General features: G+C 61.6%; 22 protein-coding genes. 3 read left to right on the forward strand and 19 right to left on the reverse strand.

Translation table 11 applies throughout. The features are described 5' to 3' along the window. Positions 1–140 precede the first annotated feature (140 nt). Complete coding sequence (locus T370_RS0102900; protein ID WP_029434688.1) at positions 141–413, reverse strand: helix-turn-helix domain-containing protein; 273 nt, start codon at positions 411–413, stop codon at positions 141–143. Between the two features lie 289 nt (positions 414–702). After that, the gene (locus T370_RS0102905; RefSeq protein ID WP_248604193.1) at positions 703–915 is read right to left on the reverse strand and encodes a helix-turn-helix domain-containing protein; all 213 of its coding nucleotides are present in this window, start codon (positions 913–915) and stop codon (positions 703–705) included. A 134-nt stretch (positions 916–1049) separates the two neighbouring features. Between T370_RS0102905 and T370_RS24070 the strand changes: the two genes are divergently transcribed. Beyond that, positions 1050–1448 carry a hypothetical protein gene (locus T370_RS24070; RefSeq protein WP_248604194.1) on the forward strand — a complete coding sequence of 133 codons (399 nt, stop codon included), beginning with the start codon at positions 1050–1052 and terminating at the stop codon, positions 1446–1448. A 47-nt stretch (positions 1449–1495) separates the two neighbouring features. Here the strand turns inward: T370_RS24070 and T370_RS0102915 are convergent, their stop codons facing one another. The 6 genes from T370_RS0102915 to T370_RS0102940 all read right to left on the reverse strand — a co-directional run bounded on the left by T370_RS0102915 (position 1496) and on the right by T370_RS0102940 (position 8557). Beyond that, on the reverse strand, positions 1496–2893 hold the full coding sequence (locus tag T370_RS0102915; RefSeq protein ID WP_029434690.1) for an outer membrane homotrimeric porin: 1398 nt from the start codon (positions 2891–2893) through the stop codon (positions 1496–1498). A 159-nt stretch (positions 2894–3052) separates the two neighbouring features. Beyond that, entirely contained in the window at positions 3053–3496 is a 444-nt protein-coding gene (locus T370_RS0102920; protein WP_005029805.1) for an HMA2 domain-containing protein, read from the reverse strand. Then, the gene (locus tag T370_RS0102925) at positions 3493–5595 is read right to left on the reverse strand and encodes a heavy metal translocating P-type ATPase (RefSeq protein WP_029434691.1); all 2103 of its coding nucleotides are present in this window, start codon (positions 5593–5595) and stop codon (positions 3493–3495) included. The genes T370_RS0102920 and T370_RS0102925 overlap by 4 nt, the downstream gene beginning before the upstream one ends. Positions 5596–5777: 182 nt before the next feature. After that, on the reverse strand, positions 5778–6026 hold the full coding sequence (locus T370_RS0102930; protein ID WP_005029800.1) for a DUF6110 family protein: 249 nt from the start codon (positions 6024–6026) through the stop codon (positions 5778–5780). A 54-nt stretch (positions 6027–6080) separates the two neighbouring features. Further along, positions 6081–8327: a ferrous iron transport protein B gene (gene feoB / locus T370_RS0102935; RefSeq protein WP_156034320.1), complete on the reverse strand. Its 2247-nt coding sequence runs from the start codon at positions 8325–8327 to the stop codon at positions 6081–6083. Then, the gene (locus T370_RS0102940; RefSeq protein WP_029434693.1) at positions 8324–8557 is read right to left on the reverse strand and encodes a FeoA family protein; all 234 of its coding nucleotides are present in this window, start codon (positions 8555–8557) and stop codon (positions 8324–8326) included. Before T370_RS0102940 ends, feoB begins: the two co-directional genes overlap by 4 nt. A 394-nt stretch (positions 8558–8951) precedes the next feature. Between T370_RS0102940 and T370_RS0102945 the strand changes: the two genes are divergently transcribed. Then, a complete protein-coding gene (locus T370_RS0102945) occupies positions 8952–10325 on the forward strand; it encodes an MATE family efflux transporter (RefSeq protein ID WP_029434694.1) in 1374 nt (457 codons plus the stop codon). A gap of 24 nt (positions 10326–10349) precedes the next feature. Beyond that, complete coding sequence (locus T370_RS0102950; protein ID WP_005029791.1) at positions 10350–10907, forward strand: metal-dependent transcriptional regulator; 558 nt, start codon at positions 10350–10352, stop codon at positions 10905–10907. A gap of 207 nt (positions 10908–11114) precedes the next feature. Here the strand turns inward: T370_RS0102950 and T370_RS0102955 are convergent, their stop codons facing one another. From T370_RS0102955 to hutW, 11 genes are all read right to left on the reverse strand, one after another. Next, positions 11115–11747, reverse strand: a complete 633-nt coding sequence (locus T370_RS0102955) for a class I SAM-dependent methyltransferase (protein WP_029434695.1) — start codon at positions 11745–11747, stop codon at positions 11115–11117. Between the two features lie 320 nt (positions 11748–12067). After that, positions 12068–12889 carry an energy transducer TonB gene (locus T370_RS0102960; protein WP_248604195.1) on the reverse strand — a complete coding sequence of 274 codons (822 nt, stop codon included), beginning with the start codon at positions 12887–12889 and terminating at the stop codon, positions 12068–12070. Beyond that, positions 12879–13265 carry an ExbD/TolR family protein gene (locus tag T370_RS0102965; protein WP_029434697.1) on the reverse strand — a complete coding sequence of 129 codons (387 nt, stop codon included), beginning with the start codon at positions 13263–13265 and terminating at the stop codon, positions 12879–12881. Before T370_RS0102965 ends, T370_RS0102960 begins: the two co-directional genes overlap by 11 nt. Continuing rightward, the gene (locus tag T370_RS0102970; protein WP_005029783.1) at positions 13258–13896 is read right to left on the reverse strand and encodes a MotA/TolQ/ExbB proton channel family protein; all 639 of its coding nucleotides are present in this window, start codon (positions 13894–13896) and stop codon (positions 13258–13260) included. Before T370_RS0102970 ends, T370_RS0102965 begins: the two co-directional genes overlap by 8 nt. 83 nt (positions 13897–13979) lie before the next feature. Continuing rightward, a complete protein-coding gene (locus tag T370_RS0102975; RefSeq protein WP_029434698.1) occupies positions 13980–14492 on the reverse strand; it encodes a flavodoxin family protein in 513 nt (170 codons plus the stop codon). After that, positions 14489–15022 (reverse strand): heme utilization cystosolic carrier protein HutX, encoded by a 534-nt coding sequence (hutX, locus tag T370_RS0102980; RefSeq protein WP_029434699.1) that lies wholly within the window; start codon positions 15020–15022, stop codon positions 14489–14491. The genes T370_RS0102975 and hutX overlap by 4 nt, the downstream gene beginning before the upstream one ends. A gap of 145 nt (positions 15023–15167) precedes the next feature. Further along, positions 15168–16571 (reverse strand): ABC transporter ATP-binding protein, encoded by a 1404-nt coding sequence (locus T370_RS0102985; RefSeq protein ID WP_029434700.1) that lies wholly within the window; start codon positions 16569–16571, stop codon positions 15168–15170. Then, positions 16571–17353: an energy-coupling factor transporter transmembrane component T family protein gene (locus T370_RS0102990; protein WP_005029773.1), complete on the reverse strand. Its 783-nt coding sequence runs from the start codon at positions 17351–17353 to the stop codon at positions 16571–16573. Before T370_RS0102990 ends, T370_RS0102985 begins: the two co-directional genes overlap by 1 nt. Next, the gene (locus T370_RS0102995; protein ID WP_005029771.1) at positions 17331–17882 is read right to left on the reverse strand and encodes an MptD family putative ECF transporter S component; all 552 of its coding nucleotides are present in this window, start codon (positions 17880–17882) and stop codon (positions 17331–17333) included. Before T370_RS0102995 ends, T370_RS0102990 begins: the two co-directional genes overlap by 23 nt. A 137-nt stretch (positions 17883–18019) precedes the next feature. Continuing rightward, positions 18020–20164 carry a TonB-dependent receptor plug domain-containing protein gene (locus T370_RS0103000; protein WP_029434701.1) on the reverse strand — a complete coding sequence of 715 codons (2145 nt, stop codon included), beginning with the start codon at positions 20162–20164 and terminating at the stop codon, positions 18020–18022. Then, complete coding sequence (hutW, locus tag T370_RS0103005) at positions 20164–21558, reverse strand: heme anaerobic degradation radical SAM methyltransferase ChuW/HutW (protein WP_029434702.1); 1395 nt, start codon at positions 21556–21558, stop codon at positions 20164–20166. Before hutW ends, T370_RS0103000 begins: the two co-directional genes overlap by 1 nt. Positions 21559–21573: the final 15 nt, after the last annotated feature.

Raw genomic sequence — 21573 nt, forward strand, 5'->3', positions numbered from 1 at the left:
ATTTGAAAGCATCAAACAAAACAGGCTCTCCCGACGGCATCGGGGGAGCCTGTTTTGCATAACAATGCTTATCTGAACCTGATTCAACGAAAAACAAAAAGACGTTTTTTACTTTAACGTCAATCTGTTCCGCGTTACCCTTACTCCATTTCCCCCAGCGCGCCTTCTTCCTCAGTCAGAGCCGCCCAGCTCAGGGCAGCGGCGGCGTTCACCAGTTCTCCCGGATCCATGCCTATGGCGTCGGCAAGCAAAAGGATCGTTGTGAAACGCGGTTCGTTTCTGTCGTGCTCAAGGTTATTCAGATAGCGGGTGCTGCGCCCCAGTTTTTGGGCAAGACTGTATTGCGTAAGGCCGCGCTTTCTATACTCTTGAACAAGAGCCACACCGAACTTGGAAGGAGGTCTTTTTCTCATTCCTTGTTCATACTCAACACCTGATTTATAAATAGCCGTTGATTTTATCAGGTGATATATTGAACATCTATTTTCAAATTGATACACAACAAACATGGCAACATCGGAACGGAGCGCTCCTGTGCCAATCGCTAGGGCCTTTTAGACCGTAAAATGTAAGGGGTAAACCGGAAAGGGACATTTCAAACGGCGAACAAAGGATGCCCCGCATTCCCAACTGCTTCATTTCTTCTCTGCAGTTCCGCATATCTTCTTGTGGTGCCCGGCCCTCTTCGGCTCAAAGTCTTTGTCATACGGGATCGCCATCCTTCCGGCATGAGTGCGTCAACGTCGCGGACCAGTTCCCAGCATCCATACGCAGAGCCCGCGCAAGCAGGAGCCCGGTCGACAGTTGCTGCTCACGCGCGTTGTGCTCCAACATGCTGATATACCGGGCGCTACGCTTTGTGAGTTTGGCGAGGCGGTATTGCGTAATGTCGCGATCTTTTCTGGCTTTTACCAATACATCACCGAACGGGCAAAGGGGGTTTTCTTCCATAGAGGGGGCATACAAGAATGACCTGATCAGAAAAAAACTGAATAACTGATCATCTATATTTTCTATGATAACCCGATCACTCAAGCGAGGATGTTGTCATGTTTCCAGCCCTACAACGCTTTTTTGAGGCGGTAGAATGCAGAACGCAGGCCGAATTGGCGGAGTTCTTGGGGATAAAACAGTCGTCAATCTCGGATGCGAAGAAAAAAAACGATTCCTCCAGATTGGCTTCTCACTGCGCTGCGGAAAAAAGGAATCAGACCGGATTGGATACTCACCGGGCAAGGCGCCCGTATGCTGCAATCCTGCGATGGGATGGGAATGGTTGTCCCCCTGCATGTACCCATTTTGGAAATAAGGCCACCGGAGGAATGCACGATGGAAGAACTTATGGTGGAAATTTTTCGGCGTGCATCAAAAACTATCAACAAAAACAAACTGCATTAGCTCCTTTATTGGTAAACAGAAAAAGGCCGGAACTCATTTCTTGGCAATGAGTCCCGGCCTTGCCTCGTTCCTGTGGAACAACTTCCACTAGAAAGGATTAAAACGCGTAGTTCAAGTTCAGGCCGATCTTGTACGCGGTCTTGTCGACGCCGCTGAGCTTGCTCCCCCAAACATCCTTATCCAGATCGAGGCGGACAAAGCCCATTTCAGCCGCCAGCGTCAGGTTCTCGTAGATCTTGTACTGGGAATCGAAGTTGACTTCCCACGCATGGTCTTTCGTCGTCAGGTAGACGTTGCCGCTCTCGACGCCACCGACCGGGCCGGAAGTAACCATCCGGGTATTGTTCGTACCCGTATAGAAGCCCACCGCCAACGTATGGGTGAGATTTTCAAAGAACGAGATGTCGGCAAGGCGGGCGACCACGCCCCACGTGCCCGTGGGCGTATTGCTAAGCACAGCGCCGTCCGAAATCCCATAAGCGCCGTCCCAGCCAAGGGTCGTGGCACCCCAGCCGGGAGACAGCGTGGGCAGGCGTTCCGAGCCGTCCATCGTATCGGAATTGTCGCCGGAGCCGTACCAGGCGATGAGGCCGGGGGTCACGTAGTCGAGCTTGTACTCGGCAATACCGGAAAGCAGCCAGCCCTGCCGGGTCAGATCCTGCCCGTTGGCCGCCTTACCCCAGTCGGCCTTGCCGTAAGCGAAATCAAAGGCGAGGCGCAGCGGATCAAACGTCGTCAGCTCTCCGCCGATGCCAAGCCACCATGCCGGGTTGTTCGAATCCTTGGCCACGACGGAAACGCCGTCCTGCCCATAGGGAAGCAGGCCGACGATCAGGGATTCGCCGTTCTCGCCCACTTCATTCAGGCTGTTCTTGCCGAGATTGCCGTACATGCCCCACGGGTTGAGCTGCCAGCCTTCCCCGGTCAACGGGACGCTCAGGCCCACAAAGTCCATCGCGTTGCCCACGCCGCGGTCAATCGTGGTGTTGTCGTTTTCCGCACGCATCCAGAACAGGGACATCCCGGCCATATCATTGAACTGATAGGACAGGGTGATGCCCGCGCCGTCCGAGTCGTCGCTCCCCATGATGGGATCGCCCGCCACGAAGTTCGGCAGGCTGAACGGCTGCAAGCCCATGCGGACGCGCAGATCCGTCTGGGGCACAACCCAATCCACGTACGAGTACCGGACTTCGACGACCTTGCCGTCCGTTCCGAGCGCGCCGCCTTCACTGCTGTTGCCCCAATTGGTGTCCCCGACTTCAAAGAACACCGTACCCTTCAGGGATTCGGACGCGATGATGTCCACCTGCGTGCGCAAGCGCTGGCGGGCATGGAACAGATCGTCGGCCTTTTCCTTGGCGAAGCCGATATTGTTCCATTCGGTGTTGAAATCCCATTCTCCCGAAACCTTGATGTCGGCGGCCTGCGCACCCTTGTGCGCCGCGCCGAAAACAAGCCCTGCTGCCAAAAGAAGGACGGCTACTTTTTTCATGCTGCTTCCTGAATTGAGTCTTTGAGGTTCACGGAAAGGGCCGATGGCCCGTTTATGGCTGACCGCCCCCCGGGATGAAGACGCAAGGCATGGCCTCGGCTTGCGGAACACCGTCGCCAGCTGAGCGTTCCCGAGAGCGGAAGATCCCGTCTTGGACGGCTAGAGAGCCTTTCTATAGGTATAGAGATGGGCGAGGTTGAAGAGGAGGAACAGCCCTCCCGCCACGACATGCCCGCGTTCCCGTCCGGCAAGGCCGAAGGCGAGGGACGCGCCGAGCGTCGCCAACATGCCCCGGTTCGTGAACCGGATGGCCCTGGCCCGGTCGAAGCGCCGCTTCCGGGGTGCCGCCGCCTCATCTTGGGCGGAGGCGAAATCCGCCCACTGCCCGGCAAGGGCCAACAAGTCCTCCCGGCTGATCTGATCCGGATCGTATTCCAGCAGCAGGGACCCGGTACGGCTGTTCACCGTCACGCGCAATATTCCCGGCAGTGAGGCCAGAAATCCGCGGACCTGTTCGGCGTCCTCCGCCCGTTTCAAGGAAGGATGGCGCAGGCGCACCCGCCCATCCACAAAACTCGTGATGCACGATTCGATTTCGCTCATGCCGAGACCTCCTCAAGTTGGGGTTCCGCGCCCGCTTTGAGCATCGGACGCATGGCGTTGAGGGACACGCCCACCGTCGTCAGATTGTGCAGGAGCGCCGAGGGCCCCGGCTGAAGGAAACCGGCCAACCCGGACGCGAGGAATACGGTATTCAGGGTCATGATCAGGCCGAAGTCAGTCCGGATGCGCCGCATGGCGGCCTTACTCAGATCGACGGCGGTGACGAGGCCGTCAAGACGGCATTCCGTCAGCACCACGTCCGCCACTTCCCGAGCCAGATCCGCACCGTCGCTCAGGGTCACCCCCACGTCGGCGGCGGACAGAGCCGGAGAGTCGTTGATCCCGTCGCCGAGCATGGCCACCGTGTGGCCTTCCGCCTGAAGACTGCGGATGACCTCCGCCTTGTCCGTAGGCAATACCTGCGACCTGTACTCGCTGATTCCCAACCGCTCGGCCACAGCGGCGGCCGTGCGTTCATCGTCCCCAGTGAGCATGACGACGCGGATTCCCCGCCCGAGCAGCTTGCGAATAACCGGAGCCGCCTCGGGACGCAACGGGTCTTCAATGGCAATGAGCCCGGCCAGTTTCCCGTCCACCGCCAGATAGAGGATCGAGCGGCCTTCGCGGGCCAGACGCTCGATGGCCTCCCGCATACCGTCCACCGGCACGCCTTCGTCGTGGTGGATATAATGACGGCTCCCAAACAGCACGCGCTTGCCGTGCAGGCGGGAGGCAATGCCGTGCGCCACCACATATTCGACTTCGGTATGTTCTTCCTGATGGTGCAAGCCTTCCTGCTCGGCCTTCCGAACGACGGCCCGGGCGACGGGATGCGGAAAATGCTCCTCAAGACAGGCCGCGGTCCTCAGGATGTCGTCCCGCTCGTAGCCTTCGCCGGGGATCACCTCCGCAACGCGCGGACGGGATTCCGTAAGGGTCCCGGTCTTGTCGAAAACCACGGCGTCAGCCGCCGCCAGCGATTCGAGGAACCGCCCGCCCTTGACGAGGACGCCGCGCCCCACCCCTTCCTTCATGGCGGCAAGCACCGCCAGAGGGGTGGAAAGTTTCAGCGCGCACGAATAGTCGACGAGAAGGACGGAAGCGGCGCGGGCGGGATTGCGGGTGACCAGCCAGACAAGCCCGGCCAGCAGAAAGCTGAACGGCACCACCGCATCGGCAAGCCGTTCGGCCTTGCCCTGCACTCCGGCCTTGAGCGCTTCGGAATCCTCGATGAACCGGACAATCTGCCGGAGGCGCGTGCCGTCGCCCACGCCCGTGGGCCGGATGGCGATCTCGCCCTCCTCAACCACAGTCCCGGCGTATACCGACGAACCGGGAGAGCGCAGGACACCGAGCGGTTCTCCGGTCATGGAAGCCTGATTGACGGAGGCTTCGCCTTCCGCCACCACGCCGTCCACCGGAATGGCGGACCCCGTGCGGACAATGACCAGATCGTCTTCGCTCAGTTCGCTGATGGCGACATGCATCTCCCGGCCTTCGCGCCGCACCCAGACGGTATCGACGTCAAGCGCGAGGCTCTGGGCGAGGGTGTCCAGCGACTTCTTGCGCGTCCACGCTTCGAGCGCTTCACCGAAACCGAGCAGCAGAGTCAGCAGGCGTGCCGTTTTGAAGTCACGGCGCAACAGGGAAATGCCGATGGCGGCGGCATCAAGGACATCCACACTGAGGCGCCCACGGCACAACGCCGCAACCCCTTTGAGGATAAAGGGAACGGAGGCCGCCACCGCCGTGGCCACCCTGACGAGAACCGGCATGAACGGCCGGACAAAGATATAGCGGAGAAAAGGCCCCCAACTCGGCCTTCCGGCTGGCTCGGGGAGGTTTTCGCCGCACACGGCGACATCCCCGGAAGGCTGTTCCGAAGCGGCCACCGCCAGCAACAGGAACGCGGCCCGCTTGGCTTCGTCGTTGGCATACAAGAGGAGCACACTCCCCGTACGGGGATTGACGCGCACCCCTTCGATGCCCCCGACGGCGTCAAGCCTGTCCGCAAGGACTTGCGCCTTGCGGAGGCTGAAACCGTACCGGGCGCGCAGGCGGACCCGTCCCGGCACGTCATGGACAATAAAAAACAGCATGGGAGTTCCTTTTTGGAGGAAAGGCGGGAAGGACCGCCCGCCTTCCGGGAGCGGCACGAGGCCGTCCCGGAGGCGTAAGAAAGGGGAGCGTTCAGGCTTCCGAAGGGGCTTCTCCCTCTTTCGAGGGAAAACGAAAGCCTACCGGAAACATCGGCTAAACGCTCGCGGGGAACACCGGAGGACTAGGCCTCTTCCTTCGCTTCCCGGCGCTGTTCCGCCGCGTGGCGGGCTTCGGCCACCATGTCGTCCATGTTTTCCTTCACGGTTTCCACTTTGGCGAGCACAGCGTCCTTGACGTCCATGCCACGGCTCAACAAATCAGCGGCCATCGGCTTCAGGTCAAGCTTGCCCTTGCTCACCGCCACCGCGCCGATTGCACCAAGCGCCAAGCCGCCAAGGAAAAACAGGCCGTACTTCATGTTCTCGTTCATGTCATTCTCCTTCGATGTGGAATTTCATTATCAATTAAAAGTGAAAAAAGAAGCCTACAAAGCCATGCAGATTCTATAGGCTGCCGCCGCCACACCGTACGCAAACACGGTGTTGAATATCATGCTGAACGCAACCCAACCCCAGCTGCCCGCCTCCTGACGGATGACCACGAGGGCCACGAAGCACGGGGAGTACAGCAGCACGAAGAGCATGAGGGACAACGCCGTCGCCTTGTTCCAGTTCGGGTCCTGTGCGAGGCGTTCCGCCAGCGACGTCGCTTCTTCAGGATCCTGCTCGCCAAGCGAATAGGCCGTGCCGAGCGTGGAAACAATGGCTTCCTTGGCCGCTATGCCGCCAATCAGAGCCACGTCCGTGCGCCAATCGAAGCCCACGGGCTTGGTCAGGGGTTCGATGGCCATGCCGAGACGTCCGGCCCAAGAATGCTGCAAGGATTCTTCAGCGAGGGTCGCCTGTACGGCGGCCAGCTCTTCCTCCAGCGGAGTGCGGGCTTCATCCCCTTCGGGCAAGGCGTCCACCTTCTCCTGCAAGGCGGCGATCTGCGTTTCCAGCGGCGCGGCCTGCTCAGGATCCAGCGTCGGGAAGGTCATGCTCGCCCAGATCAGGATGGACACGGCAACAAGCACGGTCCCGGCCTTTTTGAGATACATCCATGTGCGTTCCCAGCAGTGCGTGACCACGCTGCGCAGGGTGGGGACGCGGTACGGGGGCAATTCCATGACGAACGGGGTGGATTCGCCGCGGATGATGGTCGAGCGCATGAGGCGCGCCATGAGAAGCGCGGCGGCCCAACCGGCCAACGTCAGCAGGAACATGGTACGGGCGGGGTTTTCGGGGAAGAACACGCCCACCAGCAGCAGAAACACGGGGAGTTTGGCTCCGCACGCCATATAAGGAAGCGTGAGCAGGGTCGCCAGCTTTTCCTTGGGACTGCGCAAGGTCCGGGTGGCCATGACGCCGGGGATGGCACAGCCGCCCGCGATACCGCCCGCGATGATGAACGGCATGACGGAAGCCCCGTGCAGGCCGAAGGCGCGGAACACGCGGTCAAGCATGTAGGCCATACGGGCCATGTAGCCGAAGTCTTCAAGAATCGCGACCAGCGTAAACATGATGATGATAAGCGGCACGAAGCTCATGACGCCGCCGAGGCCGTCGATGACGCCGCTGACGATGAGCGACTTGAGGAAGCCGTCGGGCATCAGGGCGCTTACGGTCTCGCCAAGCCAGCCGAAGCCGTCTTCGACCCATCCCTGTGGGTATGCGCCGATCACGAAGGTCAGCTGGAACATGGCGTACAGCACGCCGAGCATGATAAGAGGGCCGAACAGCGTGTTGGTCAGCACCTTATCCAGCTTGTCGGACAGCTCAAGGCGGTCCTTGGCCGATTCGCGCCGGACGGCCCCGCTGCGCAGCACACCACGGATAAAGCCGTAACGGTAGTCGGCGATGATGGCTTCGGGCGACGTTTGCAAGGTATCCCGAAGATGGTCGGCCACGGTTTCCCGGTCGGCGCGCAGCTGCGCGGCCACATCGGGCATACGTTCCACCTGCCTCAGGATTTCGGAATCGTTTTCCAGCACCTTCAGGGCAATCCAGCGGGCGGGATAGCGATCCGTCAACAGCCCTTTCTCGGCAAGGAGCCGTTCCATCTTGGTGAGGACCGGATCGAGATCCGGGCCATAGGAAATGTTCAGCGGAGCGCTCCCCCGGCGGCCAAAGGCGACGGCTTCGCGCAGAGCGTCCTTGAGGCCTTCGCCGGAACGCGCCACGGTCGCCACAACGGGAATGCCGAGCTGTTTGCCCAGCTCCTTCGTATCCACCTGAATGCCCGCTTTCCGGGCTTCATCCATCATATTGCAGGCCAGCACGACCGGCAGGCCCATCTCCATGATCTGGACGGTGAGGAACAGGTTGCGCTCAAGCGCGGAGGTGTCCACCAGATCCACGACCGCCATCGGCTTTTCCTCGGCCTTTTCGGGCGCGAGCACGGCACGGGTGACGATTTCCTCCTGCGAGTACGCCGTCAGGGAATACGTGCCGGGAAGGTCCACCATGAGGACCTCAACGCCGTCGATGGAGACGTAGCCTTCCTTCTTGTCGACGGTGACGCCGGGATAATTCCCGACATGCTGATGGGTTCCGGTATATTCGTTGAACGCCGTGGTTTTCCCGCAGTTCGGGTTCCCCGCCAGCGCAATGCGGACCTCTTTCAACGCGATGTGCTTCGCCTCGCTGCCGTCCTGGCGGCAGTGCGGGCAATCGGCATGGGCCTGGCTCATGCGACCTCCACAGTGATGTAATCGGCTTCGCGGTTCCGCAGGGCCAGCGTGACCCCGAAAAGCCGCAGTGCAACCGGGTCACGCAGCGGGGCGCGGCCCACAATTTCCACATCCGTACCGGGGATGAGCCCCATGTCGCGGATACGCCGCCCGAGCTCGCCATCGGCATCCACGCTGATGATGCTGCCCTTCTGCCCCACCTGCATCTGGCGCAAACCTATCCTCCGCATACAGTCCTCCAAATTGATTTTGATTTTCTTTATTAAGAAAACCTGACGACACTCTACTTCACCACCGCATGCAGTTTGCTGCGTGCGTTACGGTTTTCCCATGGGGCGCTTCAACAAAGCTCCGTACACTCTGACACAAGCCCTCCCGGAACGGGTGAAAGATGCCATTATTGAAAAGTATTGTCAATATAAGTGAGAAAATCTTTCAATTACAGCATCTGTATTCGCCTATCGCGTACGATTTCCGTGTGTTAGAAACCGATGAAATGTTACTTTCCCAACCTGAACAACACGGCGTGAGCCGTTCTGGGAAAAAAAGCTCAAAGATTGACTCATCAAACTTTATTTGACAAATACTCACTTTTGACCTACTCCCCGGCTCTGGGGGGAATCCATGCTCACAAACGCCGCGCCGAACAGCGACCTGCCGACCGCCCGGGAACTCGTTTCCCTCACCGTGCCGCAGCTCGGCATGATGCTGTGCCATCTTGCCGTTTCCATGACGGATCTGTGGGTGGCAGGACGGCTGGATGCCTCCGTTCAGGCGTCGCTCGGCATCGTTTCGCAGGTCTTCACCCTCCTCATGCTGATCACTTCCCTTGCCGGAAGCGGCTGCCTGACGACCATCAGCCAAGCCCTCGGAGCCGGGCTCGAACAGCGCGCCCGCCGGTACGCGGCGCTGATCGCAGGGCTTGCCGGTCTCACGGGCACGGTCATCGCAGCGACAAGCCTCCTTTGCCTGCCGATGACGCTCCGGCTCATGCACGTCTCCCCCGAAATGGAGCCCGTGGTCAGGACGTTTATCATTGCCTACAGCTGCCAACTGCCGTTTTATTACACCCTGATCATGCTGAACTCGGTGTTCCGGGCCTACAAGCTGGTCCGCCTCCCGCTCATCGCCATAGCCGTGGTCGCCGTCGGCAACCTCATCGGCAGCGCGGGGTTCGGGCTGGGGCTGTGCGGGTTGCCCGACTACGGGTATCAGGGGATCGCGTGGAGTACCTTTGGGTCCGCCCTGCTCGGGCTGGCCTGCAACCTGTACGCCATCGTCCGGCACGGCATCCTGACCCGCGCATCCCTCGCCCCGTGGCGGTGGGCCCGGCGTGCCATGCCCTATCTCTTCCGGGTGGGCGGACCGTCCGCCCTCGGCGCTCTGGCGGGACACATGGGGAATCTCGTCATCCTGTCGCTGCTCACGGGGCTGCCCGGCGACATGGTGCCTGTCCTTGCCGGGATGACCCTCGGCTCGCGGGTGGAGAGCTTTCTGACCTTCCCCACTGCGGCGCTGAGCATGACCGTCACCATCCTGAGCGGGCATCTGATCGGTGCAAACAGGCCCGAAGCGCTGTTCCGTTTCGGCCAGCGGCTCGCACTCGCCGCCGCCCTTGCGCTCGGATTCGGCGCTGGGCTGCTGTTTGTGTTCCGGGTTCCGGTGGCGGAGATGCTGTCCACACAGCCCGAGGTCGTCCGGCAGGCCGCGCAGTTCCTCGTCTTCGCGTGCGCGGGCATTCCGCTCAAGACCTATTCCATGCTTGTGAACGGGGCTTTCGCCGGGGCGGGGGCCACGCGCGTCTCCTGCAAAGTCAACTGTGTGACCATGTGGGCGCTCCAGCTTCCGCTGGCGTGGACGCTCGGCAACGCCTTCGGCGCGACCGGCATCTACGCCGCCATGCTCTGCGCGAACGCGGGTTCGGCATTCTGGTACGCACGGCTCTACGCCGGGAAAAAATGGCTTGAATACGGTATGCGAAAACGTCAGAATGCCTGACGAGCCGAAAGAGGAGAACGCGGTATGCCCGAAGAGCGAAACGACGCCAGACAGCTCTCGCCTGTGCTGGAAAACTACCTAGAAATCATCTTCCATCAGGAAATCCGGGAAGGCGCGGCCCGCGCCAGTTCCATCGCGGAGGCGGCGGGCGTGTCCCGCTCCACCGTCACCAGCACGCTGAAGGCGCTGAAAAGCATGGGCTATGTGGACTATGAGCCCTACAGCCTCGTCCACCTGACCGAAGCGGGGATGCACATCGGGCGGGATATCGCCCACCGGCACATCGTCATTCAGGAATTTTTCCAGCATATCCTCCAGTTGGAACCGAACGTCTCCAACGACGTGGCCTGTGAACTGGAACACGTGATCCCGCCGGACGTCATACGGCGTCTGGGGCAATTCGTCCTGTACCTGCGGAGCCGCGAGGACGACTGGAAAAACTGGCAGGAGGACTACAAAGAAATCCGGCTGGAGCATATCCAGTCCAATACGGACAGGGATCTTGTCCGCAACGCGCCGCCCATGCTCGCCATGCGCACCCAGATGATGGGGCAGGACGAACTGCGGAAAAAGTACCGTTAGCGGGCTTTATCCTACGCGTCGGCAGAGCCCTCCGGCGGCGCGAAAAACCATGCAAAACCTCCGAAGCGAACGCCCTCCGCGTGGCCTCGCCATCAGCCGGAAAGCGTGGAAACGTGAAGGCCCGATAAGGCTTCCGTGCAAACATCCCCGGCTCTCCGGGATGGATCCCCCCTGCCCCATACGTTGCGTCCCGGCGCCTTGGGCCGCTTACGCAACGGAATCCGGGCCTTTCCTTGCGACAAGGCACAACGCCCCGCCCTCTCCGCGAACGTCGGACCGGACATCGACAAATCCGACGGCGCACAGCCATCCCGCCAGCGCGTCCGCCGTATACGTCCGCATCCCGTCCACTATGGAGCACCACCGGGAATCCCCGGACTCCTCGTTCACGATCAAAAACACGCCGGACGGTCCGAGTACGCGGAACACCTCGGCAAAGGCGGCGGATACATCCGGCCAGAAGTAGACCGTCTCGAAAGCGGTGACGAGATCGAAGGACGCATCAGCATAGGGCAGCCGGGAAACATCCCCCTGCCGCACTTCGCAGCGCCCGGCGGCGACGGCTCCGGCGTTCTTCCGGAGGCTGGTGGCGACGCTCTCAGCGGAAAAATCGATCCCGCAGACAGACCCTTGCGGGCAGAGTTTCAGAAATTGCGCCAGATTCGCCCCGCCGCCGCATCCTATATCGAGCACCCGGGCGTCTGGCTCCGGCGACACATGCGACCGACCCCACTTCGCCAGCGAAGCGTGCCCACAATTCATAGCCCACAGCATGATCCTTCCGGATAGGCCGCCGGGCTTCCGGGCGTTCTGAAAAAACGCCCGCAATACATGATGCATACGCTCTCCTTGTCTATCCGGCTGACGTTCCCTCGCTCCATATACAAGTAAAACAGACTGGCCGAGGAACGACTGGCCTCCTCTCCAAAGGTCTGAGAGGTATCTGGAAGCATTATCTACGGAGAAAACCCGGCACAGCCGGGCTGAACTCCGCCACGAGTCGGGAACGCGAAACCGGGTCCTTTCTCACCAGAACGGCCCCCCCCAATCCGGACTACCCCAAAGTTTCCGAATACGGACTTTGCGGGAACGGCAGCCCATACGTCAAGAGGGGCCCCCGCATCGGGCGCTCCTGTCCGGCGAGGACAACAGGGGGTACGTCACGCATCCTTGAGCGAGTAGCGCACCGGCACCAGAACCTGAAAACCTTTTCCCCCACGGACCGAGGGTATATCAAGGCCGACAAGCTTCTCGCCGAGCCGTTCGGTGGCTGTATCGAGCACCCCGAAGCCGCTGCCCTTGCCGAGCGAGCACGCACTGACCTTTCCGTCGGCGGAGATCGTCACGAGAAGCTGCACCGTCCCTTCAGCGCCGATCCGCCGCGCCTGCTTGGGATACCGCTTGTGACGGTTCAGGGCGTCAAGGATGGCTCCCAGCGCCTTGCTCTTGTCGTCCGGCCGTTCCTGCGTTCCCCCGACCGGGGCCGAAGGCGCGGCCGCCGCCACGGAGGATACGCCCGTCCCCGCCGAAACCGGAGGAATCTCCGTCTGTTGGCCTACGGGAGCGGAAGGCGGCACGGGCTTCTCCGGCTGCCGGACCACCGGCCGCGTTTTTTTCACCGGAGGAGATTTCTTGACCGGTTTCGGCTTCACGGGTTCGGGAGCTACCGTTTTGGGCGCCTCCTGCGGAGGCTTGGGCCGTTCGACGACCGGAGGCGGCACGGGGATCGTCACCTCCGATTCCGGGCTCAACAGCTTGCGCATGGCGTCCGGCTGAACGGGTTTCGCCTCGGGCGTCGGCTCGGGGCGGATCACACGCATCAGCATGATGGATGAAGGGGCTTTCGGCGGCGTGAGGATCTTGACGGAGGGGGTCATCAGACACACGGCCAAGGCCAGCAGGACAAGCCCCCCGGTCATGCCGCCCGCCATGCTGCGGCTCTTGCGGAATTCCTCCACCCCGTACAGGGGCCTAACGCTCACTTGGCTGCGTACTGATAACAAAGTGTCCTCCTCTCTTCAGCCTTGCGATGTCTACGACGCCGACAAACGCTTCAAAAGGGGCCTTTTCGTCGACGTACAGATTCAGCAGGGCTTCGGGCCGCGTCTCGAGCACCGCGGCCAACGCCTCTTTCGTCAATTGCCGATCCTGATAATGGATAGTCCCATCGGCCTTCACCGAAATCACCAGTTCCGCATTCTTACGGCTGGATTCCTCCGACGTCTCCGAGGCCGGAAGCACGATATCCAGCACCGGCTTGCTGAATGTCGTGGTCATGATGAAGAAAATCAGGAGCATGAAGATAACGTCGATGACCGGCGTCAGATCGATGCTGGCATCCTCGTCGAAATCATGCATGGCACATTCTCCGGGTTTCGGGCCGGGCTTCCCGCTTCGCGCCGCCGCACAGTTCCAGCGCACGGTAGCTGTGTTCCACGGCCTCGATGTGGAAGCCCTTGAATTTGAGCATCAGGTAATAGTAGAACATGAGCATGGGGATGGCGACGCACAGGCCCATGATCGTGGTGATGAGCGCTTCCCAGATGCCCGCCGCCAGCTGCGCGGCGTTGGGGGCGCTGTTTTCCGCGATGGTGCGGAACACCGTCACCATGCCGAGGATGGTCCCGAGCAGGCCGAGCAGCGGCGAGACCACCGAAATGAGCCTCAGCCAGCACAGCCCTTTCGTGACCTGCTCGAAATTGCGGTGGAACAGGTAAGCGACCTCGGCCCGGATGTCTTCGGAGTGGCCTCCGTGGGTCTTCACGACATCGCGGATAATGGCAATCAGCGGATTGTCGCTCTTATCGCATACATCGCGCATACAGCGGCCTTCCTGATGCTCAATGTCGAGAAAGTCCCGCTTGAAGTCGCGCCAGACGAAATGCAGATACAGAAGGTTCCGCAGCGCGAGGTACAATCCCGCACAACCGACAAAAACCAGCGCGACGCCGGACGGGCCTATGGACGCATAGATTGAGGCAAGATTCATGAGCGTTTCCTGAACACGACGTATGGGCGGCAGAGCCGCCCTTCCGGTTTCGGGGCCGAAGCTCCGTTGATCCTTCTGGCCCGTCAGGCCACCTGTTCCGCGAACCCCTTGAAGGCTTCCTGCGCCCGGAGGCAGTCGGCCTCGTCGGGATGCTTGGCCGCTTCTTCGAGGCGCGCCTTGCGTTCGGGCGTCATGGGGTGCACGTCGGACGCCATTTTCTGCATCATGGCGACGATCTTCGGATCGACCTTGCCCTGACACAGATACGTGCCGAGCACCTTGTTCCGGCGTTCCGGAGCGTTCACCAGCGCTTCGCCCTGCGCGATGCAGTCCCTGGCGTGATCGGAATCCGGCCATGCGCCCAGCGTGCCGAACAAAGCCACCTTCGCGTCCCGCACCGTTTCCAGATAGGCCTTGGCCTGCGCGTCGGGCATCCCCTTGTCCACCCAGTAGCCCACGGCAACCAGATCGTAGCCCTCGGGCGCGGGAGCGGACTCCACGGGATAGATCTCACAGCCGGGAAGAACGGCGGCGATGGCTTCGGCGATTTTCCGGGTATTCCCGGTCCGGGACGAATAGACGACAAGAGCTTTCATGACGGTTCCTTTGTGCCCACGGCCTCGCGCAACGCGAAGAACGACTCGCGCGCTGCCGGGATGAGTTGACGGTTTTCGCGGCCCACGTACACGGAGAACAGGACCGTGCCCGCCGCGTTGAAAAACTGCACGGAATGGCTTTCCAATCCCATAAAGGGTAAAGACAGGAAACAGATGTGACCGAGATCATCGATCTTGAGATGTCCGCCGAGTCCGCTGCCGCCGGACAGGTTGAAATAGCCGTGCCCGTGTCTGCCTTCCGGTATCTTTCCCTTGATTTCGATGACGGAGCCCAGATGCGCCATGATAAAGGTGGCGTTTTCCCATGAGGCCAAGGCCTGCCAGACCGTATCGAAGGCGTCCTTGCCCGCGAAGGCCCGCGCCTCGTCCGGCAGGGCTCTGGCGACTTCCAGTTCCGAAACGCCGAAGCGTTCCGCAAGGCTTGCCAGCATCACCGGCTTCTTTTCCCGCAGGGCCGCGGCGATGGACTCGCCCAGCGTTTCCGTTGTCTGGCAACACGATGCCGTCATAGTTCGTTCTCCCGTTTGGTTTCCGTTTATTCCCATTCCAACAGCGCTTCGTCTGTTCGAGACGCCCCGGAAAAGATGATCATGCGGGTGCCGCTCTCCGGAAGGTTTCCCTTCCGATCCGCAGCATTCCCTCCGTACTCACTCGCTATGAAAGAGGCAGCCGCAAGGCCCGGGCGCAAGACAACCCCATCAGTTCGAGATCATGGGTGATCACAAGGACGCAGGCCCCCCTGCCGGCCAGCAGAGCCAGCGCGTCGGCGATGCGGCGCATGTTGCGCCCGTCAAGGCCGCTGGTGGGCTCGTCGAGGATGAGCACGTCCGGGCGCTTGGCAAAGGCGCAGGCGATCACAAGCCGCTGCTTTTCGCCGCCGGAAAGCGATTGCGGGTGACGTTCCGCAAGCCCTTCCAGCGCGAACAGCGACAGCAGGCCGGGCACATCGTCCGCGCCGCACCCCGCCAGCGACAGGCTGACTTCAAGTTCCTGCCGTACCGTCTTCATATGGAGCTGGTGATCGGCGTTCTGGAGCACAATGCCCACTCTGGAAAGCAGTTTCGATGCCGGGACCGGCTGCCCCGCGATGGCGAACCGCCCTTCCTGCGCGGCGTTCAGGCCGGTAAGCAGGCGGGCGAGCGTGGTCTTGCCCGTGCCGTTGTCCCCGATGAGCGCGGTCACGCCCGCCGGGATCGACACGTCCACGCCGTCGAACAGGGCCGGTTTGCCGGAGTACGCGAACCGCAGGCCGGAAACGGCCAGCCCGCCTTCACCCGGCTCCAGCAGTTCCTCCGCGCAGTCCGGCAACGTGCGGCGGGGATCGTCTATCCGGGCGGCGCGCAGCCCGCACCGTCCGCGCAGGGCGTCGTCGTACAGCAGGTCAAAGCCGCCCCGCTCCGCAATCCGGCCTTCCCGCATGACAAGCACGCGATCCGCTATGCCTTCCAGCCAGTACAGCCGATGATCCACCACAAGGATCGCCATGCCCCGCGCCTTGAGTTCGGCGAGCTTGCAGGCCAGATCCTCGGTAGCTTCGGGATCGAGATTGGCGCTCGGCTCATCAAGGATAAGGGCCCTCGGCCCCTGCGAGAGGATGGAGGCCACCCCGACCTTCTGCTTCTGCCCCTCGGACAGTTCGTGGATAGAGGAGGACAGGATCGGCCCGAGCCGGAAGGCCCGCGCCGCCTCATCGATTTTGGCGGCGATGGCTTCGGGCGAAACGCCCTGCCATTCATGGGCGAACGCCAGCTCGTCCTCGACATTCAGGGCGAAAAACTGCTGTTCGGGGTCTTGAAAGAGCGTTCCGACCTCCCGCGCAATGGCGTTGATGGGCCGGGCGTCCGTCGGCTCGCCGCCGATCAGGACACGGCCTTCCAGCGTCCCCTGAAAATAGTGGGGGCACAGGCCGTTGGCGAGGCGCATCAGCGTGGACTTGCCGCAGCCGCTGGCCCCGGTGCACAGCACCAGTTCGCCGGGCCGCACCGAAAACGAAATATCCGAAACCGCCGGGCACGTCTGGAACGGGTACGTGTAGGTCACACGTTCAAAGCGGATCATCAGCGCATCCCTCCTTCCAGCGGGGCCCATCCCACGGCATGTTGGCACAGCACCGCCGCAGCCGCCACAAGGCAGGCCGCGACCAAAAGCCATGTGTCGGACGCCTTCCAAACCAGCTTCCGGTAAGGGCGCATCCCTTCGCCGTAGCCGAGCCCCTTGAGTTCGGCGGCGATGCCGAGCTCTTCCGACGTCTTCAGCGAACGGAACAGCAACGGCGTGAACACCAGCCTGATCAGCAGCACGGGATGGCGGAAGGCGTTCCACGGGGTCATGCGCCAGCCGCGTATCCGAAGCGTTTCCGAAACCTGTTTGGCGTCATGCAAAAACGTGGGGATGAAACGGATCATCACCGCCGCCGGGAGATACAGGCAGAACGGCAGGCGCAAACTCTTCAGGGCGGTCAGCAGGCTCTGCACCCGGCAGGAAAAGGCCAGCGGCAGGATCACGTTCAGCATCGTCGCCATGCGCAGGAACGGCACCACCAGCGACACCGCCGAAAACGCGGGCATGGACGGGATCAGCAGGCTCATCCCGAACGCGCACCCCATGGCCAGCAGCGACATGCCCACAAGGACCGCATACCCGATCAGCAGGATGCGGAACTGCCGCATCCCGAGGGCATACACCAGAGACATGCCGAAAAGCACCATCTGCGGCTCGACCCCGGACAGGGCCACCGTAGCCACGGACGCCAGCAGGCTGACGAACATCTTCGCCCGCGTATCCGCCGCGTGCAGCCCGCCGCCCCAGACGGCCCCCTCAGTTACGGACAATGCCTGCATGACGCAGCTCCCGAACGGCGCGGACGCCGGAAAAAAGCCCGCACAGCGATCCCACGTAGCCGATGACCACAATGGGGACGATGACATACAACAAGGCCGGACTCTCGCGCATGAACAGCCACGAAACGCACAGCGAAAAGACTTTCGACGTGAGATCGTATACCGCGACGCCGAGCACGGGCGCCCACGGCTTCCGCATCCCTCCGGAGCAGGCCATCGCCGCCTCGGCGCAGCCCGCCGCCAGCAGCATGGCCGGGAGGAGCGTCACGCTGCCGCCGAGCAGAAGCATACTGATGAGCATGTTCACGAGCACGAACAGGGCCAGCGTCCCGGGCTTGCGCACCTTATAGAGCATGACCACGAGCAGCGTGGTGAAAATGAGGTTCTTGGCGAGCAGGCTCACCGGATTCATCCCTCCCCCCACCAGCGCGACCAGCAGGGTGGAAAGCTTGGCGGCGGCCGAGAAAACGCCGAGGACGACGAGTTCCCGCGCGCTCCAGTAATGACGGTTGAAGACCTGTGACGGCATCCGTATTCCTTCCCCTCCTCCCCCCGACGCCGCACGGGATTACCGTGGGCGTCCGCCGCCGTGCAGCGTGGGAAGAGTTTTTTGATAATATAAATGAAATTCAATTTCAATACTAAAGCACAGGCTTCCTCATGAAATCAGAATCTCATGCCGACCTTGATGTTGGCGTGCAGGCCGGGTTCCAAAATGCTGTCGTCCTGCCGGTACCGCTTGTCGAAGAGGTTCAGGACTTCTGCGGCCACGGTATACTGCTTTTCGTCGCCGAACTCGAAACCGAAAGCCACGTTCGCCGTCTGCCAGTTGTTGTAGTGGGTCGTCTCGCTTTCGGTCTTCTCGACGGAATTTGAGGAGAACCGCCCGTACACGTCGGCGTTGAAGTCAACGGTTTCGCTCAGGGCGTGCTTGAAGCGCACCCCCGCCCTGCCCGACCATTCGGGTACGCCGGTTTTCCATGTGGTCAGCGTGCCGTAGTCGAACTTGCGCCGCATCCATGTCGCGGAAGCGTACGGCGTGAGGCCGCATTCGAAATCATAGCTCGCGGCCAGCTCCACCCCGTGGGTCTTTGCCGACGAGACGTTGATGTAGCGCGAAGTGTCGGTATCCGCGTCAATGGTGGGGTTATAAATATAGTCGTCCGCATCGGAATAGAAGGCCGCGACGTCTACGGACAGGCCGTCATGGACATACCGCGCCCCGATTTCATAGCTGTTCGAGGTCTCCGGCTTGAGGCCGGGGTTCGGCAGGATCGTCCCGCCTCCCATCGCCGACATCACATACTTTTCCTGCAGCGAAGGGACGCGGAATCCCTGCGCGAACGTGGCCCGCAGCGTCAGATCCGGGATGCCCGACCACATAAGGCCCACATTGAAGACCGGCCGGGAATTGTTTGAGGAGCTCTCCGTGCCCACGTCATACGGGGCCGTGCCCTTGGAGTTGGTCTTGCTTCCTTCGGCATGTTTCATCTCGGACTGGACCCACGTATACCGTACCCCATAGCTCAACGTGAAGTCGGCGGGCAAGGTCGATTCCATCTGGGCATACAGGGCGTTCGTCAGCATGTCGCCCTCGTGGTAGGCCGTGGAGGTGTACGGGATGCTCTTCGCCATGGATGCCGCCGCGATCTGTTGCGCAAAGGGGGGCGCACTGGCCAAGATGCCGGTGGCAAGGATGCGCTCCACTGAAGTGGAAGCCGAAGCCCTCGTATCAGCCTTCAGCGTATCATAGCTGATGTCGTATCCGGTGATCAGGTAATGGTTGTCGCCGATGGCCCAGTCCATCTGCAGCGAGGAGCCGAGCTGCTTGTTCCGGTTGTCCGCATTGTTGGTGACGACCAGCGGCATCTTCGTGATGGCCGGGTCCGTGTTCACGTCGTTGGTCATTTCCTTTTCATTCTTCTGCCAGAATGCGTCGAAGCGCACACGGGGAAGCCACGGCGTCACGTTTTTGGCTTCGGCGAAGGCATAAACCTTATCGCGCTGCCACTTGGGGACGTCCACGGCGAAATTCTCATAGCCGGGCTCCATGCTCCCGGAATGGATGGACCCCTTGAAGCTGTCCAGCCCGCCGCCGACCGTGAACTTGTCGGAAAAGTCGTAGCTCAGGAACGCGCTGCCTTCCTTCTGGCGGAAGGAGGTGTTCGGCGCTTCGCCGTCAGGCGTGCGCAGGTTCCCCTGATCGCTGTATGAGCCGGACACGCGGTACTTGAATCCGTTCATACCGCCGAAAGCCGACAGGGATTCGGCAAAACCGTTGGACGCGCCGTTATAGGCCACGGACGCCTCGCCCTGAATCGGTTTGTCCCCGCCTTTCTTGGTGATGATGTTGACCACGCCGCCGATGGCTTCCGAACCGTAGAGCACGGACGCGGGGCCCTTGATGACTTCCACGCGCTCCACGTTGGAGGGATCGATCAACAGGGGCGTGCCGTCCATCGACTTGTTTTCCACGAGCTTCTGCCCGTCGATGAGGATCAGCACGCGGTTGGGATTCTCGCCGCGGATGGATATGCGCTTAAAGCCCTGCCCGCCGGAATTCCTGATTTCCACGCCCGGCACGTCCTGCAAAAGCTCGCCGATGGTCCGGGCGGGAGAACGCTTGATGTCCTCGCTCGTCATGACGGAAACGCTCATGGGAACGTCCTGCAATTCCTTCTCCACCCTCGTGGCGGTCACGTACACGTCGTCCGCCTTGACCGGCTCCTCCACGGCATAGGCGGGGCACCACGCCGCCAGGCCCAGCGCCGTCAACGGCAAGGCACGGGCCAGCATCTTCCTTACAAACATCAGGCCTCCAAAGCACGCTTGAGATAATCAAGCAACAGTTGTGAAAGGTTCACCTGCCAGAACTGCCCGGCGAGCGTAAGCACGATGAAGGCCCCGTCCCGTTCGACAAGACCCGCCCGCTCCCATTGCTCAAGCACGGGTTTCCACACCTCGCCCAACGGGATGCCGTAAGCCGCTTCCAGCCCCGGCATGTCCAGCCAGCCCTGCTCCATCCCCTCGGCGATGGCCTTGAACAGCTTTCCCTGCGGGAACGGGCGAAACAGCATGGCGATGGGCTTGCGTCCGGCCCGGACTTCTTCCTGCCACGCCCGGTAGTCCGACTGGTTCAGATAGAAGAACCCGTCCAGATTGCCGCCCGCGCCGGGACCGAACGCCAGACAGTGGGCGCGGCCTTTGACATACAGATTGTACAGGTTGCGTTCCCGCGACGTCCGCGCCCAGTGGCTGATCGACAGGCGGCGGTAAAACCCTTTCTGCATGGCCTTCACCCCTGCGGCGAACATGGCCGACTGCATGGGGACGTCCGCCCCGGCGGGAAGGCGTCCGCTCTCAATGGCCTTGGCGAGCGGGGTGTTCCGGTACACGTTGAGCTGGTAGCAGTCAGCGCCGTCGAGCTTGAGCGACTGGGCCGTGGCGATGTCCGCCAGCCAGCGTTCCATCGTCTGCATGGGGAAGCCGTAGATGAGATCCACGATGACGGCGGCCTGATCATAGCTCTGCAAAAGCTGGAGCTGCCGAATCAGCGTGTCGCGATCGGACACGCGGCCCATCGCCTGCCGGATCTCCGTGTCAAAGCTCTGCACCCCGAGTGAAAAACGGTTTGCCCCGCCCTCGAAGCACGCTTCCATCTTGTCCGGGCCGAAATTCGACAGACGCCCTTCCACCGTGATCTCGCAATCGTTGGCGAGCGGCAGCACGGCGCGGACTTCCTTCAAGATGCGCCGGAGATCGCCCGCCTGCAGCGCCGTGGGCGTGCCTCCGCCCATGTACACGGCATGTACCGGCCCGGCATCCTGTCCGGGCCGGCCCCGCCACAGGCGCAGCTCCTGAATGAGCGCGTCGGCGTAGATCCGGCTTTCGTCTTCGCGGTATGCCTTGTTGTAGAAACCGCAGTACAGGCAGTGCGTCTCACAAAACGGCACATGGATGTACGCCACGGTCTTTCCCGTCCTCGGCTCCGCCAGCAAAGGCTCCAGCGTCGCCTCAAAATCCTGTTTTTCCACGCCCGAACCGCCAAGGCCGGGATGTACGGCGATCTTGCCTTCAAACGCGTACGGCAGAGGATCGACCCCCTCCCTGGCGAAGTAGCGTTCGAGCCCCTCAGCCGGGACGCTTGGCTGCCCTACCCGCTCCTGCTCGGACGGAAGGCTTTTTTCCAATCGGATTTCAGTCATGACCCCTCCGGGTTC

Source organism: Bilophila wadsworthia ATCC 49260, from assembly GCF_000701705.1.
In the GTDB taxonomy this organism is placed as follows: domain Bacteria; phylum Desulfobacterota; class Desulfovibrionia; order Desulfovibrionales; family Desulfovibrionaceae; genus Bilophila; species Bilophila wadsworthia.

Excerpts from the sequence above, each read along its gene's own strand:
- T370_RS0102900 (WP_029434688.1), bottom strand. The coding sequence starts at position 413 with ATGAGAAAAAGACCTCCTTCCAAGTTCGGTGTGGCTCTTGTTCAAGAG.
- T370_RS24070 (WP_248604194.1), top strand. The coding sequence starts at position 1,050 with ATGTTTCCAGCCCTACAACGCTTTTTTGAGGCGGTAGAATGCAGAACG.
- T370_RS0102915 (WP_029434690.1), bottom strand. The coding sequence starts at position 2,893 with ATGAAAAAAGTAGCCGTCCTTCTTTTGGCAGCAGGGCTTGTTTTCGGC.
- T370_RS0102920 (WP_005029805.1), bottom strand. The coding sequence starts at position 3,496 with ATGAGCGAAATCGAATCGTGCATCACGAGTTTTGTGGATGGGCGGGTG.
- T370_RS0102925 (WP_029434691.1), bottom strand. The coding sequence starts at position 5,595 with ATGCTGTTTTTTATTGTCCATGACGTGCCGGGACGGGTCCGCCTGCGC.
- T370_RS0102930 (WP_005029800.1), bottom strand. The coding sequence starts at position 6,026 with ATGAACGAGAACATGAAGTACGGCCTGTTTTTCCTTGGCGGCTTGGCG.
- feoB (WP_156034320.1), bottom strand. The coding sequence starts at position 8,327 with ATGAGCCAGGCCCATGCCGATTGCCCGCACTGCCGCCAGGACGGCAGC.
- T370_RS0102940 (WP_029434693.1), bottom strand. The coding sequence starts at position 8,557 with ATGCGGAGGATAGGTTTGCGCCAGATGCAGGTGGGGCAGAAGGGCAGC.
- T370_RS0102945 (WP_029434694.1), top strand. The coding sequence starts at position 8,952 with ATGCTCACAAACGCCGCGCCGAACAGCGACCTGCCGACCGCCCGGGAA.
- T370_RS0102950 (WP_005029791.1), top strand. The coding sequence starts at position 10,350 with ATGCCCGAAGAGCGAAACGACGCCAGACAGCTCTCGCCTGTGCTGGAA.
- T370_RS0102955 (WP_029434695.1), bottom strand. The coding sequence starts at position 11,747 with ATGCATCATGTATTGCGGGCGTTTTTTCAGAACGCCCGGAAGCCCGGC.
- T370_RS0102965 (WP_029434697.1), bottom strand. The coding sequence starts at position 13,265 with ATGCATGATTTCGACGAGGATGCCAGCATCGATCTGACGCCGGTCATC.
- T370_RS0102970 (WP_005029783.1), bottom strand. The coding sequence starts at position 13,896 with ATGAATCTTGCCTCAATCTATGCGTCCATAGGCCCGTCCGGCGTCGCG.
- T370_RS0102975 (WP_029434698.1), bottom strand. The coding sequence starts at position 14,492 with ATGAAAGCTCTTGTCGTCTATTCGTCCCGGACCGGGAATACCCGGAAA.
- hutX (WP_029434699.1), bottom strand. The coding sequence starts at position 15,022 with ATGACGGCATCGTGTTGCCAGACAACGGAAACGCTGGGCGAGTCCATC.
- T370_RS0102985 (WP_029434700.1), bottom strand. The coding sequence starts at position 16,571 with ATGATCCGCTTTGAACGTGTGACCTACACGTACCCGTTCCAGACGTGC.
- T370_RS0102990 (WP_005029773.1), bottom strand. The coding sequence starts at position 17,353 with ATGCAGGCATTGTCCGTAACTGAGGGGGCCGTCTGGGGCGGCGGGCTG.
- T370_RS0102995 (WP_005029771.1), bottom strand. The coding sequence starts at position 17,882 with ATGCCGTCACAGGTCTTCAACCGTCATTACTGGAGCGCGCGGGAACTC.
- T370_RS0103000 (WP_029434701.1), bottom strand. The coding sequence starts at position 20,164 with ATGTTTGTAAGGAAGATGCTGGCCCGTGCCTTGCCGTTGACGGCGCTG.
- hutW (WP_029434702.1), bottom strand. The coding sequence starts at position 21,558 with ATGACTGAAATCCGATTGGAAAAAAGCCTTCCGTCCGAGCAGGAGCGG.